This window comes from Microbacterium protaetiae (genome assembly GCF_004135285.1).
GTDB lineage: Bacteria > Actinomycetota > Actinomycetes > Actinomycetales > Microbacteriaceae > Microbacterium > Microbacterium protaetiae.
This window is the reverse complement of the sequence record NZ_CP035494.1, coordinates 701,891-716,987: the sequence shown is the minus strand read 5'-3', so window position 1 is coordinate 716,987 and position 15,097 is coordinate 701,891. Positions and strand designations below refer to the sequence as shown.

Here is a 15,097-nt window from a genome sequence, read left to right as displayed (position 1 = left end):
GTCAGGGCGCCACGAGGATGCCGTTGCGGCGGTGCGGCAGCCGCGCGAGCGCCTCGTCGCGCAGCACCGGCGGCAGCAGGCGGGCCGGGGCGTCCTGATAAACGACCGGGCGCAGGAAGCGGCGGATCGCCGTGGCGCCCACCGAAGTGTGCAGCGAAGTGGTGGCCGGCCACGGTCCGCCATGGTGCTGCGACCACGTCACGGCGACGCCGGTGGGCCACCCCGCGAAAAGCACGCGACCGGCCCGCTGCTCGAGCAGCGTGAGTGTGGCGGCCACATCGTCGTCGGGCTCGGCGTGCAGCGTGGCGGTCAGGCTTCCCGGCACCGCGCGCAGGGCCGCGTGCAGCTCGTCCTGCCCCTCGTAGCGCACCAGCAGCGTGACCGGGCCGAACACCTCGGCCAGCAGCACCTCGGGGTCGGCGGCCACAGCGGCGGCGTCCGTGGCCAACACGACCGGCTGCGCGCCGTTCTCGGTCGGCGCCCCGCGCCCGACAAGTTCGACCGAGGGCTCGGCCACCAGCGCATCGACTCCGGCGGGGAAAGCGTCGGTGATCCGATCGGTCAGCAGCGGGCCGCCGCCGGCCTCGGCGACGGCGGCGGCGAGGGATGCCTCGAACCCGGCGCCGCGCGGAATGAAGACCACGCCCGGCTTGGTGCAGAACTGGCCGACGCCCAGGGTGAACGATCCGGCCAGGCCCTGTGCGAGCGCGTCGCCGCGGGTGGCGGCCGCTGCCGGGGTGATCACGACCGGGTTGATGCTGCCGAGCTCTCCGTAGAACGGGATCGGGTCGGGCCGGCCGCTGGCCAGATCGAACAGGGCGCGGCCGCCGGCGAGCGACCCGGTGAACCCGGCCGCCTGCACGACCGGATGCTGCACGAGCGCGTTGCCGGCCTCGCGGCCCTCGACGAGCGCCAGCGATCCCTCGGGTGCCCCGGCCGCGGCCAGCGCCTCGACGGCTATCGCAGCCGTACGGCGGGAGAGCTCGGGATGCCCGGAGTGCGCCTTCACTATCACCGGGTTGCCGGCCGCCAGCGCCGAGGCCGTGTCACCGCCGCACACCGAGAAGGCGAACGGAAAGTTCGAGGCCGAGAACACGGCGACCGGTCCGACGCCGGTGAGCATGCGCCGCAGTTCGGGGGCAGTGGCCGAGGCGTCGTCGACGATGAGCTCGAGGTACGAGCCCTCTTCGACCACGTCGGCGAACAGCCGCAGCTGCCCGGTGGTGCGCCCGACCTCTCCGGTCAGGCGTGTGGTGCCCAGCCGGGTCTCGCGGTCGGCGATCGCGACGAGCTCGTCGCGGTGCGCGTCCAGGGCGTCGGCCAAGGCCCGCAGCCATCCGGCGCGGGTGGCGGCGTCGGCGGCACGCCACACGGGTGCCGCGGCAGCCGCGGATGCCGCAAGCGTCTCGAGCTGTTCGGCGGTGGTGGTCATCACGATGTCCTTTCGTCGCGGAAGCGCATGCCCAGACCGAGGTGGTCGTTCTCGGTCAGGCGCCCGTCGGCGATGGCGACGGGGCTGAGGCCGGTGAGCGCGCCCAGAGCGGCGAACCCGGCGTCTTCGACATCCTCGACGAGCGCGTCGGAGTCGAGGGTGAGGGCGAGTTGGCCCGACAGTTCGGGCAGCAGGTGCGGGTGCACGCCGACGCCGGCGGCGGACAGGGATGCCGCAATCCGGCGGAACGGCGTGATGCCGCCGACCCGCACCACATTCGGCTGCAGGATCTGCGCCGCACCGGCGCGCAGAAAGTCATCGAACCGGTACCGGTTGTGCAGGTTCTCGCCGAGCGCGATCGGCACGCCACTGGAGGCGCGCAACCGGCGCGCCAGCTCGGTGTGTCCGGCCAGGTCGTCGGCGCGCAGCGGCTCTTCGATCCAGGCGAGGTCGAACGCGGCGAGGGCCTCGATCGATCGGGTGGCGCGGTCCAGGTCCCAGCGCTGGTTCGCGTCGATCATCAGTGCGCGGTCGGGCCCCAGCGCGTCGCGCACCGCAGCGATGCGCTCGAGGTCCTCATCGAGCGAGGGCTTTCCGACCTTGACCTTCACGGCGTCGAACCCGGCATCCACCCAGCGCCGCACCTGGGCGACGAGGTCGTCCTGCGAGTAGTGCAGGTTGACGCCTGACCCGTAGGCGCGCACCGCCGTGCGGCGGCGGCCGAGCAGTTCCGAGACCGAGGTGTCGGCCGCGCGGGCCGCGGCATCCCACAGTGCAAGGTCAAGCCCCGCCAGCGCTATCGTCGTGATCCCGCCGCCCCCAGCCTCGTGCAGGTGCTCCCACGCCGGCTGCCACAGCTGCTCGGGGTCGGCGGTGCGCCCGACGGTGAATGCGCAGATGTCGTGCTGCAGCAGCGCGAGCACGGCCTCGGCGCCGATCTGCGGCGTCCACGAGAAGCCCCACCCCTCGGCACCGTCGCTGCGCACGACGTGCGTGGCGATCACCCCGAGCGCGGTGACGTCGGCGCCCCACGGCCGCGTGAGCGGCACGCGCAGAAGGCGGGCATCGAAGGCCGCGATGGTGGTCATACCAGCGCGCGCCCCGCCTCGAGGATCGCCGCCAGCCGGCTCTGCTGCTCGGGTGTCGGGTCGACCAGCGGCGGCCTTACCGACCCGACCGGCACTCCCGAAACGCGCAGGCCGGTCTTCACGAGCGAGACGCCGAAGCCGGGCGTCTCATCGCGCAGGGCCACCAGCGGGGCGTAGAACCCGTCGAGCAGCCGCAACCGGCGGTCTTCGTCGCCATCGACGTAGGCGCGGTAGTACGCATTGGCGACATCGGGCGCCATCGCGAACGTCGACGACGAGTACAGCGGAATGCCGATCGCCCGGTACGCGGCCTGGGTCAGCTCGGCGGTCAGAAGCCCGTTGAAGAACGCGAAATCATCGCGGCCGGCTGCGGCCACCGCCCGCACGATCAGCTGCGCGGCCCCGATGTCGCCGGCGCCGTCCTTGAAGCCGACGATCTTCGGGTTCTCGGCGAGCCGGCGCATCGACGCGGCTGTGAACTGCGCGTTGGCGCGGTGATAGACGATGACGGGAAGATCGGATGCCGCAGCCACGGCCTCGATGTAGGCGATCAGACCCTGCTGCGGGGCGCCCACGAGATACGGCGGCATCACGAGCAGTCCGTCGGCGCCAGCATCCGCCGCCTGCTTCGCCACGTCGATGGCGTGCCCGAGCGGTCCGCCCGATCCGGCCACGACCGGCACCGCGCCGCGCACGGTCTCGACGGTCGTGCGCACGACGGCGGCGTGCTCGGCGACGCTCAGAGCGTGGAACTCTCCGGTGCCGCAGGCCGGGAACACCCCGCCGGCCTCATGCGCGAGCCCGTTCGCCACGTGCTGCGCGAGCAGCTCGGTGTCGACGGCTCCGGCCGTGTCGAACGGGGTGACGGGGAAGAACAGGATGCCGCGGAAGTTCATGCGAGCTGCTCCTTTCGAGCTGTCTGCAGCTGGTCGCGCCAGAGGTACTGCGGGTGCCAGCCGAGCAGTCGCCCGGCCTTGGCGTTCGAGAATGCGGGGGAGGTGCCGGTCAGCACGGCGGCGACCTCGTCGGTGCCGGGGAAGAACCGCGGCACGAGCTCGGCGAGCGGTTCACGGGCCAGGGCGTCGTCGGCGCCGACGAAGAACGTCTCGCCGTTGGGAATCTCGCCCAGCGCCGCCAGCAGCGTGTCGACGAAGCCGGCCACATCGCGGGCGTCGACGTAGTTGAACACGGCGGGTGCCGACAGGGCCGGGTCGTCGAGCCGTTCGTGCACGGTGTGTCCCTGCTGCGTGGGCGCGCCCGCCCATTCCTCGGGGGCGATCACGTAGCACGGGCGGAACGCCGCATAGCGCACGTCGTCGCCGGTCTGCCGGCGCAGCATCGCCAGGGTGTCTTCGATGACGAGCTTCGAGAGCGCATAGGCGTTGCCCGGCTGCGGCGGCGTCTGCTCGTCGAGCGGAAAACGGTCGGGCACCCACCCGCGGTTGCCGTAGCCGAGCACGGTCGGGCTCGAGGCCGCGACGATGTTCGGGATGCCGGCTGCCACCGCTCCGCCCAGCACCGACACCGCCAGCCCCGCGTTTGTCCGCATGATGACGTCTTCGGGGGCACTGAACGGCACGGCTATCGCCGCCAGATGGATCAGCGCGTCGGCGGCGGATTCTGCCAGCGCCTGAGAAGTGGCATCCGCGTCGCAGAGGTCGATGGCGCGCTGCTGGGCGCCGCGCAACTCTGGCGCGGCCGAGAGGGCACGGTCGAACGAGAGCACCTCGTGGCCGCGGGCGGTCAGACCCGCCACGAGACTGCGGCCCAGGCGCCCGGCGCCCCCGGTGATGACGATGCGGGTCATGATGCCTCCAGCAGCCGGATGCCGAGCCCATCCACGCGCTGCGGCAGGCCGGTCTGCAGTGATCTGTTGCCGGCGATGCCCACGGCGATCGAGCGCATGCCGTCGGTCCAGTCGGCGGGGCGGGCCAGCGGGTCATCGCCGGGTCCGACGAACACGTCACGCAGCAGCAGCGCATCACCGCCGCCATGGCCACCGGCCGCGTCGACGATGGGCACCTCGACCGGCTGCTCCCAGTGTCGCTGCACAAGCAGGCGCTCACCGATCGGCCGTAGCGCGCCCGCGTCGTCGGCGGCGACGGCGCTCGGGTCGAGCACGGGATGCAGACCCTCGTCGACCAGCACCGCTCCCCGCTCGACGACGTCGAGCTCGGCGCGACCTTCGGTGCCGTTCACGGCGACCCGGTAGCCCTCCCACGGCGAATGCGCATTCAGTGAATACGACAGCGTGGCGCCCGAGGCGTAGTCGACGACCAGCGCCAGGTTGTCTTCGATCGTGATGCCGCTGCCGAACACATCGCGGTCGCGCAGGTAGCCGTCGTGCTGCTCTGCGTCGAGGTAGAGCTCTTTCAGACCAAGGTCGTCGCGCAGGTCGAGTTCGAACGGACCGTGCGCGCCGTCGTGCGTGCCCCGCGTCGCGCGCTCGCCCAGTCCCCGCTTCGCGGCGTTCTCGTCGCCGTAGAACCGCAGCCCGCCCGACGCGAACACGCGCGTGGGGGTGGAGTGGATCCACCAGTTGACCAGATCGAAATGGTGGCTGGCCTTGTGCACGAGCAAGCCGCCGGAGTTGCGCTTCTCGCGGTGCCACCGGCGAAAATAGTCGGCGCCGTGCTTGGTGTCGAGCATCCAGTGGAAGTCCACCGACGTGACCTCGCCCACGGCCCCGTCTTGGATGAGGCGGCGCAGGGCGCTGTTGCGCGGCGAGTAACGGTAGTTGAAGGTGAGCACGACCTCGCGCCCGGTGCGCGCCACGGCGTCTTCGATGGCTGCGGCGCTGGCGGCGTCGATCGTCAGAGGCTTTTCGACCACGACATCGGCCCCGGCCTCGAGTGCCCGCACTATCAGCGGTGCGTGCTGATCGTCGCGGGCGCAGATGATCACCCGGTCGATGCGCTCGTCAGCGATGAGCTGTTCGAGCTGCTCGGGCTGCCACAGCGAGGGCGCCGGCAGGCCGGCGGCGGTGACCAGGTTCGCGTGGTGCGCGGCACGCACCGGGTTCGGCTCGCAGATGGCGGCGAGCTCGGCGCGGTCGGCATAGGTCGACACAAGGGCGCCCACGTACAGGTGTGCGCGCGCGCCGGCGCCCACGAGGGCGTATCGGGTGCGGGGCATTGCTCTCCGAATCTCAGGAAACGTTTTCTCAGATTAGCACGCGCCGAGACGACGGGTGCCGTCCATCCCTCAGTGCGACGGCGCGGGGCCCGTGCTCTCGCGCACGACGAGCTCGGGGGTCAGCACCGCCGAGGCGGGCTCATGGTCGTGAAGCAGCGCCCGCATCGCCGCCCAGGCGCGCTGCCCGAGTTCGGCGGCCGGCACCGCTGCGGTGGTCAGCGGCGGGGTGGTGTATCGGGCGAAGGGGATGTCGTCGAATCCGGTCACGGAGATGTCGTCGGGCACGCGGATGCCGCGCTCGGCCAGCGTGGAAAGGAGCCCCATGGCGACCAGGTCGTTGAAGGCGAGCACGGCGGTGGCGCCGGTGGCCAGCACGTCGTCAGCGACGGCGGCGCCGCTGTCGAAGCCCACGCCCGCTGCCAGCTCGACGATGTCGAGGTCGCCGTGCCGCGCGCGCGCTGCCTCGAGTGCCGCTCGACGCGCGCTGCCCGAGGCACTGCCTGCGACGCCGGACAGATACGCGACCCGACGGTGCCCGAGCCCGTGGATGTGCTCGATGATCTGGGTCATAGCGGTGCCGTAGTCGGCCGAGACCGTCGGGGCGGCCTCCTGCGGCAGCCTGTTGATCACGACGGCGGGCGTCACCGACGGCAGCAGTGCGGCCAGGTCTGCGGCAGACATGCGCGGCGCGCACAGCACCACCCCGTCGGTGCGACGCCGGGTCGTGCCCACCAGGCCCACCTCGACATCGACCTGTTCGGCGCTGTCGGCGATGAGCACGTGATAGTCGTCGTCGGCGGCCGCGCGGCTGAGCCCGCGCAGAATGCCCTGGAAGGTCGGGTTGGCGAGGTCGGGGATGACCACGGCGACCGTCTGCGTGCGGCCGAGCACGAGGCTGCGTGCGACGGGATCGGCCGTGTAGCCGAGATCGGCGGCCACGGCGCGCACCCGGGCGGCCAGCGTGGCATCGACGGTGGGATTGCCGTTCATCACCCGCGACACGGTCGCCAGTGAGACCCCGGCGACCCGCGCGACGTCGGTGATCCGCGCGCGAGAAGAGGACTTGGTCATCGGCACCGCCTTCCGATCTGGTCAATACTATCCAGAAAGCGTTTTACGAGAACTTTTCCGGGGGAGAGCCATGTCATCGAGTCCGCACGATCGTCGCATCAAACGTGAACGTGTCGCAGCCGTGCGGCGTCAGGTCGGCGATGCGCCGCTGCTGCTGACCTCGCACGAGGCGGTGAGCTGGTATCTCGACGGCGTACGCACGCACGTCTCGCTGGCCGGCCCGCCCGTTCTGGCCGTACGCGTCGACGACCGGGGTGACACCCTCTACGTCGCGGTCAACGAAGCCGAGCGGCTGATCGCCGAAGAACTGCTGCCCGACGACGCCGATAGCATCGTGCGCGTGCCCTGGCAGATTCCGCCCGCGGTGGCAGCGGGGGAGGCCGGGCCCGCGGCATCCGAATCCGAGCTCGCAGGTGCCCTGCGGGCCGCGCGCGCCGCCCTGCTGCCGGCCGAGACCGATCGCTATCGTGCGCTGTGTCGCGAGACCGCCGAGGCGATGACGGATGCCGCAGCCTCCCTGGGCCCGCACAGCACCGAGCGCGACGCGGCGGCGGCGCTGGCGGCGGGGCTGGTCGCGCGCGGCATCGATCCGCTTGTCGTGCTCGTGGCCGGCGCGCAGCGGCTGGGCTTTCGGCATCCCCTGCCCACCGATGCCCCGCTGGGTGAGCGGGCGATGCTCGTGGTGTGCGGGCGGCGGCACGGGCTCATCGCCAACGCGACGCGATGGGTGGGGGCAGCCGGTGACGACGACGAGAAGATTCTCGCCCTAGAGGCGGCATTCTTCGCCGCCACCCGGCCGGGTGCGCGCCTCGACGACGTGTTCGCCGCCGGGTGCGCCGCCTATGGCGCCGCTGGGTTCGATGTCGACCAGTGGCAGCGCCATCACCAGGGCGGACCGACCGGTTATGCCGGCCGCGACCCACGGGCGACCGGTGACAACGGCGATCTCGTGCACGAGAACCAGGCCTTCGCGTGGAACCCGAGTGCGCCCGGGGTCAAGGTCGAAGACACCGTGCTGGTCACGTCTACGGGCATCGAGGTGCTCACCGTCGACTCGCGGTGGCCGGTCGTTGAGGTCGCAGGCCTGAGCCGGCCGGACGCGCGGGCCTGGTCCGAGGGCTGATCCTCCGGGGCGCTCAAGCTCACGCCTGTTGGAGTCGGCCTTGACAACGCGAGGGTTTAGCGATTTGGACCACGTCATTGTGTGGGCCGCATGGGGCGAACGGCTTTGACCCAGTGCACACCGATGGCGCGGTCAGGCCGCCGCGTACACGTGCCATGATGCGTCGGTTCACGTGGCTGTCGAGTGGGGCGTCCGTGTGGTCCGCACGCGTCCAATGAGGTGAATCCACAGCGCCGAGGATGTCGTGAGCGCAGGAAGGCGGGTGCCCCGATCGCCGGTCATCTCCGCAGGACATCCTGCGTCCCGCGATAGAGACGTCGATCGTTGATGGCGCCGGTCCGGAGCAGGATCTTGCTAAGCAGATGCGCGACGGCGCCCAACTTGCTACATGCTCCATCGCACAAAGACGCTCTTGACAAGTCGATCGGGTCACTGTTGGATCGGTCTAGTAAACGTGCTACTAGGCGGCAGATGCACATCAAGACAGAGAAGTCAGGATGGAATCTCATGGGTACGACACTCTCGACGATCGCACGATCCACGGTCGCCCGGCGAACCGTCGGCGCGCTCGGCGGTGCCGGTCTGCTGGCGAGCCTTCTGTTGGCACCGGTCCTCGCCGCGCCAGCGGCGCATGCGGACCCGCCGCCCTCCCCCGGGCCGCTGGAAGAAGGCGATGTGATATACCAGGTGCTTGTCGATCGCTTCTACGACGGAGACCCGACGAATAACGACCAGGGCGACGGTGAGTATGACCCCACGGATCTTGGGTTCTATCACGGGGGTGATTGGGCAGGGCTGAGCCAGAAGCTTGAATACATCGCAGATCTGGGCGTTACCGCGATTTGGATATCGCCGGTGTCACACCAGGAGCCCCTCTCTCGTGACGGCAACGAGGCGAGCTATCACGGCTATTTCACGAATGAGTTCGCCACGCCCAACGAGCACTTCGGCGACGCGACCGAGCTGCAGGACCTGATCGATACCGCCCACGGTCTGGGCCTGAAGATGATCCTCGATGTCGTTCCCAACCACACCGCTGACTATCTAGCGGGGACGTCGACCACCTACTCGCCGACCACGTACAAGCCGGCAAGTCCCCTCGACAACTCCGCGTACTTCCACCATGACGGCGACTGCTTGTTCGATGGGTCTGAGACGCAGGCTCAAATCGAGAGCTGTGATCTCGGCGGGCTCGACGACCTCGACCAGTCCAACGCGACCGTCTCGGACTATCTCACCGACACATACAAAGACTGGGTCGGCATGGGTTTCGACGGGATTCGTGTGGATGCGGCTCGCTCGATCCCGAAATCGTGGCTCGAGGACTTCGAAGACGAGATGGGCGTGCCGACGTTCGGCGAAGTCTTCGTCGGTGATGTCGACTACGTGTCCGACTATCAAGATTACGAATGGGGTGTCCTGGACTTCCCGTACTTCTTTACGGCTAGGAGCGCGTTCGCGGCCGACACGGATATGAACGCGCTCGGCGACCTCTTCGATCAGGATTACAAGTACGCGAACCCGAACCGGCTCGAGACCTTCCTGGACAACCACGATCGCGCACGATTTCTCACCTGGGCGGATGACAACTACCAGAGGCTGCGCTCGGCACTGACGTTCCTACTGACATCTCGCGGGGTCCCCGTGATCTACTACGGAACCGAGCAGGCCGACGACGGCAACGGCAACGCGAGCGAGGTGCCTATAGCCAACAAGGATAATCGCAAAGACATGTCGTCCTTCGACGAGAACGCACCGATCTACAAGCACATCCAGCGGCTGACCACGATCAAGAAGGCCTACCCCGCGCTCCAGATCGGTACCCAGCGCGAGATGTGGTCGGACACGAACGTGTATGCGTTCTCGCGCCGAGTGGACACCACCGGCGCCGAGGCGATCACGGTTTCGTCCAACTCATGGGATACGCAAACGCGGACGATTCCACTGCGCGCCGAGAGCAGTATCACGATTGGTGCGACGCTGACCAACCTGATGAACACCGGCGATACGGTGACCGTCGCCTCAGGAGGCGTCACCGGCAAGCAGATCACCGTCGCGATGGGAGAGCACGAGAGCAAGGTCTATGTGACCGGGACCCCGGTCTCGACCTACACGCCGGTGGCGCGCAACACGACGAAGATCCGGGTGCACTACGACCCCGGCTACGGACACTCCATTTCCCTTCGCGGGGATGAGTATCCGTTCAGCTGGACCGCCGGTCGGGGCGCCCGCAACGTCGCCAGCGACGTGTGGGAGTTCGAGGTAGAGCGGATCCCCGACGGCGAGACGTTCGAGTTCAAGCCGCTGATCGACGATGCGACGTGGTCCACCGGGAGCAACTACACGGGCACCGGCGGCGACGTCATCGACATCTACCCGACGTTCTAGCGGCAATCGAGGTCCGGGCGGTGCGGCCGCCATGACACCGCCCGGATTTCCCCATTGAAGGAGCAAGGAATGACCGTTAGTCGAACGGATCTAGCGCGGACTGACATGGCTTCACCCAGGTCATGGGAGGAGGCGGTTGTGTACCAGGTGTACCTCCGTTCGTTCCGCGACGGCGATGGAGACGGAATCGGTGACCTCGCGGGGCTCACCGCCGGCCTGCCGGAGATCGCGCGCCTGGGCTGCGATGCGGTTTGGCTGAACCCCTGCTATGTCTCGCCTCAGCGCGACCACGGCTACGACATCGAGGACTACTTCTCGATCGATCCTGGCTACGGATCGCTCGCCGACTTCGACATGATGATCGCCGAGGCCCACGGGCTTGGGCTGCGGGTGCTGATGGATATGGTTGCCAATCACTGCTCCATCGCTCATCCGTGGTTCCGCGAGGCACTCACGTCCGGGCCGGGCAGTGAGGCGCGAGAGCGTTTCCTGTTCCGTGACGGCCGCGGCCCCGCGGGCGAAGAGCCTCCGGGCAACTGGCAGAGCGTGTTCGGCGGTTCGGCCTGGACACGCGTTGTCGAGTCGGACGGGGCGCCGGGACAGTGGTACCTGCACTCTTTCGACGCTGGCCAGCCCGACTTCAACTGGCGTAATCCCGAAGTTGCTGCATACTTCCTTGACGTGCTTCGGTTCTGGTTCGACCGGGGAGTGGACGGGTTCCGCATCGACGTCGCACACGGCCATGTGAAGGCCGAGGGGCTACCCGATAACCACGTCGCGGGCGGGAACGGTCACAACGCCGCGATGTGGGACCAGCCGGAGGTGCACGAGATCTACCGTGCTTGGCGCCGGTTAGGGGACGCGTATCCAGAGCCGAAGTTCTTCGTGGGGGAAGTCTGGGTTCCCACGGCTGAGAGTCTCGCGCGCTATCTGCGCCGGGACGAGTTGCACCAGGCGTTCTGTTTTGACCTGCTCGTCCAGCCCTGGGATGCAGCCCGGATGCGCGCGGCGATCGACAGGGGGTTGGAGACCGGGGACGGGGCGCCCGCATGGACGCTCGCGAACCATGATGTCCACCGCGCGGTGACGCGCTACGGACAGCAGCAGTCGTTCGACGCACCCTCACCTACCGACATGATCGCGGCCGCGCGACAGAACGGCCCCGTCGACGTCGCCACGGGGATGCGGCGCGCTCGCGCGGCTGCGGCGTTGCTTTTTGCTCTTCCTGGCAGCGCCTACCTCTATCAAGGGGAGGAACTGGGGCTGCCCGAGGTGCTTGACCTTCCCGCCGAGGCCCGTCAGGACCCGATCTGGCATCGTTCGGGAGGATCGACGCTCGGGCGCGACGGATGCCGTGTCCCGCTGCCGTGGCAGGCCGAGGCGCCAGCCTTCGGCTTTGGCGGCGACCCGGCGATGAACTGGTTGCCCCAGCCCTCCTGGTTCGGCGACTTCGCTCGCGACCGGCAGCAGGAGGATCCGCACTCGATGCTCACGCTCTACCGCGAGTTGTTGGCCGGGCGAGAGACATTCGCCGCGGGCGAACCATTGCAATGGCTCGATACGCCGCGGGATGTCCTCGCTTTTTCCCGGGCAGATGCCGTTTGCGTCGTTAACCTGGGGCCCGAGCCGTTCATCATCCCGTCCCGTTGGGGCCCGGTCGACGAGACGGTCTCGACGGCCCCGCATTCGCCTGGCTGCGTCCCCCCTGACTCGGCGACCTGGCTGCGCCGTTCATGACTTCTCACCTGGTTCACCACCCGCCGGCGCTCCAGCGTCGCCAAACACAGCAAGGAGCAATGATGCACCGCAAAATCCTCGTCCTCACCGCAGCCGGCGCCGCCGGACTGTTGGGCATCTCCGGATGCACATCGTCCGGGGGCGAAGCGGGCGGTTCGAGTCCCATCGAGGTGTCAGTCTGGCACTATTGGGACGGCACTAACGCCGACACGTTCGATGCGATGGTCAAGGACTACAACTCGTCGCACCCGGATGTGAAGATCACCACGTCCAACGTCCCGAACGCCGACTTCCTCACCAAGCTGCGAGCGGCAGCGACATCCAAAACGCTCCCCGACATCGCCATCGGCGATCTCGTCTGGGTTCCGCAGATCGCGCAGATCGGCACGCTCGCAGATCTGGCGGGAAGCATCCCCGAGAGCACCCTCTCGGATGTGAACCCGGCCCTCACCTCGTTCGGCACTATTGCCGGCAAGCAGGTGTCCGTCCCCGTCTCCGCCAACAACCTCGCCTACATGTACAACAAGACGCTTTTCGAACAAGCCGGACTTGACCCAGAAGACCCGCCGACGACATGGGACGAGTTGATGGCAGACGGTAAGAAGATTCTGCAAACGACGGGCAAGCCCGGCTACGACCTGTATACCGAGGCGGGCGACAACGGCGAGGGGTTGACGTGGAACTTCCAAGTCAACCTGTGGCAGGCGGGAGGTGAATTCCTCTCGTCCGACAATTCTGCGGCGGCCTTCAACACTACGGAAGGGAAGAAGGCACTGCAGTTCTGGGTCGACCTCATCAACTCGGGCGTCAGCCCGTACGCCAAGTGGGGCGAGTTCGAAAAGGGTCAGGGGGGGTCCGCTCAGGAGGGCTCCTGGATGGTGGGTATCTGGGCGCCTGATCCTCCGTTCGAGTTCGGTGCGGCTAAGGCCCCCTATCCCGCGGATGGCGTGCCGGCGACCAACCTTGGCGGCGAGCAGGCCATGGTCTTCGACAATTCGGACGACACTACCGAGGCCGCCGCGGACTTCCTCACGTGGTTCCTTCAGCCTGCGCAGGTCACTAGCTGGAGCGAGACGACGGGTATGCTGCCGGTGCTCGACTCCGTTGCAACCGGGTCCGAGTACCTCGACTGGGTGAAGTCAACCGAGCCCCGTCTGCTACCGTTCGTGGAGCAGATGGCCGATGCACACGCCCGGCCCAATACCCCGCTCTACCCGAAGATCTCACTCGCGTTCGCACAGCAAATCGAGAAGGCTCTCGCGGGCGAGTCCAGTGTCGACGATGCACTTGCCGCCGCGGAAGCCGCGGTCAACGACGTGATCGCCAAAGGCTGAACGGGTGCACGATTGACTATCATGCACAGCACGGTCCGGCCGGGGCGCCACGCACCGGCCGGACCGGCCCCGTACGCCGAGCGCAAGCACGCACGCTGGGACAGGGAGCAGGTGCTGACAGCGGCGGCGTTCCTGACTCCTGCGCTTTTGATCCTTGGTGTATTCGTCCTGTATCCAATCGTCAATGCCGGATACATCAGCCTCACCTCCTGGAACGGGTTCGACCCTGTCAAGCAGTTCGCTGGCCTCGACAACTACGTCCGGCTCGCCTCTGACCCTGAGTTCTGGAACAGCCTCCTCGTCACGGCGGTCTACGCGACGGGGGTCTGTGTACTGTCGGTCGTCTCCGGCCTGGCGATCGCTCTCTTGCTGGACGCACCGCTGCGCGGTCGTGGCTTCTATCGGGGAGTGTATTTTCTCCCGGCGGTGACCTCCTCGGTGGCCGCGGCCATTGTGTGGAAGTACATGCTCGATCCCGCCGGCTTCGTCAATGCCGTCCTTGCGCAGTTCGGCATCGCCGGTCCGGACTGGCTCCAGGATCGCTGGCTCGCGCTCGGCGCGCTGACTCTGCTCACGGTATGGAAGAACATCGGGTTCAACGCAGTCCTTTACCTTACGGCGATGCAGGCGCTGCCAGTCGGCGTATACGAGGCAGCCCAGCTGGACGGAGCATCGTTCTGGCAGCGGTTGCGATACGTGACAGTGCCGTTGCTTTCGCCGATGACCTTCTTCGTGGTCGTGCAGGCCTTGATCACCAGTTTTCAGGCGTTCGACCTCGTCTACGTCCTCACTGGGGGTGGGCCGCGCGGAGGCACCGAAGTGCTGGGCATGTTCACCTACCGCACAGCCTTCCGGATCGGCGACTTCGGCTACGGTACCGCGATAGCATTCGTGACGCTCCTGCTCGTCCTCGGAGTCACGCTCGTGCAGTGGCGGGCATCCGGATCAGGGAGGGCGGACCGATGAGACAGCCCCTCGCCACGCGCGTTGGACGCCACGCGATCCTGCTGATCGGGTCGGCGGTCGTGATTTTGCCGTTCCTATGGATGTTCACGACCTCATTGCAATCCAGGGCAGAGACCTACACCAACAGCTCAGTGCTTCCCACCTCGTGGCATTGGGAGAACTATGTCCATGCGTGGCAGGCGGCGCCATTCGGGCAGTACTACCTCAACAGCATCGTGATGGCCATTGGCATCGTCGGAGGCCATCTCGTGTTCGACTCACTTGCCGCCTACGCGTTCGCCCGGCTACACTTTCCGCTGCGCAACACGCTGTTCGTCGTGCTCCTTGCGGCACTGATGATCCCTACGTTCGTGACCATCATCCCCGCCTACACGATTGTGGCGAATCTCGGATGGATCGACTCCTATGCGGGCCTGATCGTGCCCCGCATGGCCGACGTATTCGGTATCATCCTCCTGCGTCAGTACTTCTCGTCGATCCCCGTTGAGCTCGACGACGCGGCGCGTATCGACGGGTGCAGTCGAGCAGGGACCTTCTTCCGTATCATCGTCCCGCTGTCCCGACCTGCCTTCGCGACGTTGGCGATTTTCAGTTTTCTCTTCGCGTGGAACGACTTCCTCTGGCCGCTGTTGGTGACCAACACCGATGACGTTCGGACGATCCAAATCGGTCTGTCTGCCTTCGTCGGCCGCTATGGGACGAGCTGGAACTACCTCATGGCCGGTACCCTCACCGCGACGATCCCGAGCATCGTCGTCTTCCTGTTCTTCCAGCGCGCCCTCGTGCGCGGCATCGCCACCACCGGACTGAAAGACTGATCGCC

At 67.7% G+C, this 15,097-nt stretch carries 12 protein-coding genes; 6 read left to right on the top strand and 6 right to left on the bottom strand.

Translation table 11 applies throughout. The annotated features are described in order from the left end of the window. Position 1: 1 nt before the first annotated feature. The 6 genes from ET475_RS03200 to ET475_RS03175 all read right to left on the bottom strand — a co-directional run bounded on the left by ET475_RS03200 (position 2) and on the right by ET475_RS03175 (position 6,726). Positions 2-1,432 (bottom strand): aldehyde dehydrogenase (NADP(+)), encoded by a 1,431-nt coding sequence (locus ET475_RS03200; protein WP_129385956.1) that lies wholly within the window; start codon positions 1,430-1,432, stop codon positions 2-4. After that, complete coding sequence (locus tag ET475_RS03195; protein ID WP_129385954.1) at positions 1,432-2,520, bottom strand: mandelate racemase/muconate lactonizing enzyme family protein; 1,089 nt, start codon at positions 2,518-2,520, stop codon at positions 1,432-1,434. Before ET475_RS03195 ends, ET475_RS03200 begins: the two co-directional genes overlap by 1 nt. Continuing rightward, positions 2,517-3,416 carry a 5-dehydro-4-deoxyglucarate dehydratase gene (locus ET475_RS03190; protein ID WP_129385952.1) on the bottom strand — a complete coding sequence of 300 codons (900 nt, stop codon included), beginning with the start codon at positions 3,414-3,416 and terminating at the stop codon, positions 2,517-2,519. The genes ET475_RS03195 and ET475_RS03190 overlap by 4 nt, the downstream gene beginning before the upstream one ends. Then, the gene (locus ET475_RS03185) at positions 3,413-4,327 is read right to left on the bottom strand and encodes an NAD-dependent epimerase/dehydratase family protein (protein ID WP_129385950.1); all 915 of its coding nucleotides are present in this window, start codon (positions 4,325-4,327) and stop codon (positions 3,413-3,415) included. The genes ET475_RS03190 and ET475_RS03185 overlap by 4 nt, the downstream gene beginning before the upstream one ends. Further along, positions 4,324-5,655, bottom strand: a complete 1,332-nt coding sequence (locus tag ET475_RS03180) for a Gfo/Idh/MocA family protein (RefSeq protein ID WP_129385948.1) — start codon at positions 5,653-5,655, stop codon at positions 4,324-4,326. The genes ET475_RS03185 and ET475_RS03180 overlap by 4 nt, the downstream gene beginning before the upstream one ends. Before the next feature lie 69 nt (positions 5,656-5,724). Then, positions 5,725-6,726 carry a LacI family DNA-binding transcriptional regulator gene (locus ET475_RS03175; RefSeq protein ID WP_129385946.1) on the bottom strand — a complete coding sequence of 334 codons (1,002 nt, stop codon included), beginning with the start codon at positions 6,724-6,726 and terminating at the stop codon, positions 5,725-5,727. 70 nt (positions 6,727-6,796) lie between these two features. On the opposite strand from ET475_RS03175, the gene ET475_RS03170 reads away from it, so the two are divergent. The 6 genes from ET475_RS03170 (at position 6,797) to ET475_RS03145 (ending at position 15,092) form a co-directional block, all read left to right on the top strand. Continuing rightward, positions 6,797-7,849 (top strand): M24 family metallopeptidase, encoded by a 1,053-nt coding sequence (locus ET475_RS03170; protein WP_340638597.1) that lies wholly within the window; start codon positions 6,797-6,799, stop codon positions 7,847-7,849. Positions 7,850-8,356: 507 nt separating this feature from the next. Continuing rightward, entirely contained in the window at positions 8,357-10,237 is a 1,881-nt protein-coding gene (locus tag ET475_RS03165) for an alpha-amylase family glycosyl hydrolase (protein WP_129385944.1), read from the top strand. 69 nt (positions 10,238-10,306) lie between these two features. Further along, entirely contained in the window at positions 10,307-11,974 is a 1,668-nt protein-coding gene (locus ET475_RS03160) for a glycoside hydrolase family 13 protein (protein WP_129385942.1), read from the top strand. A 59-nt stretch (positions 11,975-12,033) separates the two neighbouring features. After that, complete coding sequence (locus tag ET475_RS03155; protein ID WP_242497747.1) at positions 12,034-13,308, top strand: ABC transporter substrate-binding protein; 1,275 nt, start codon at positions 12,034-12,036, stop codon at positions 13,306-13,308. 21 nt (positions 13,309-13,329) lie between these two features. Further along, entirely contained in the window at positions 13,330-14,274 is a 945-nt protein-coding gene (locus tag ET475_RS03150; protein WP_129385940.1) for a carbohydrate ABC transporter permease, read from the top strand. Further along, positions 14,271-15,092, top strand: a complete 822-nt coding sequence (locus tag ET475_RS03145; RefSeq protein WP_129385937.1) for a carbohydrate ABC transporter permease — start codon at positions 14,271-14,273, stop codon at positions 15,090-15,092. The genes ET475_RS03150 and ET475_RS03145 overlap by 4 nt, the downstream gene beginning before the upstream one ends. The last annotated feature ends 5 nt before the right edge of the window (positions 15,093-15,097 follow it).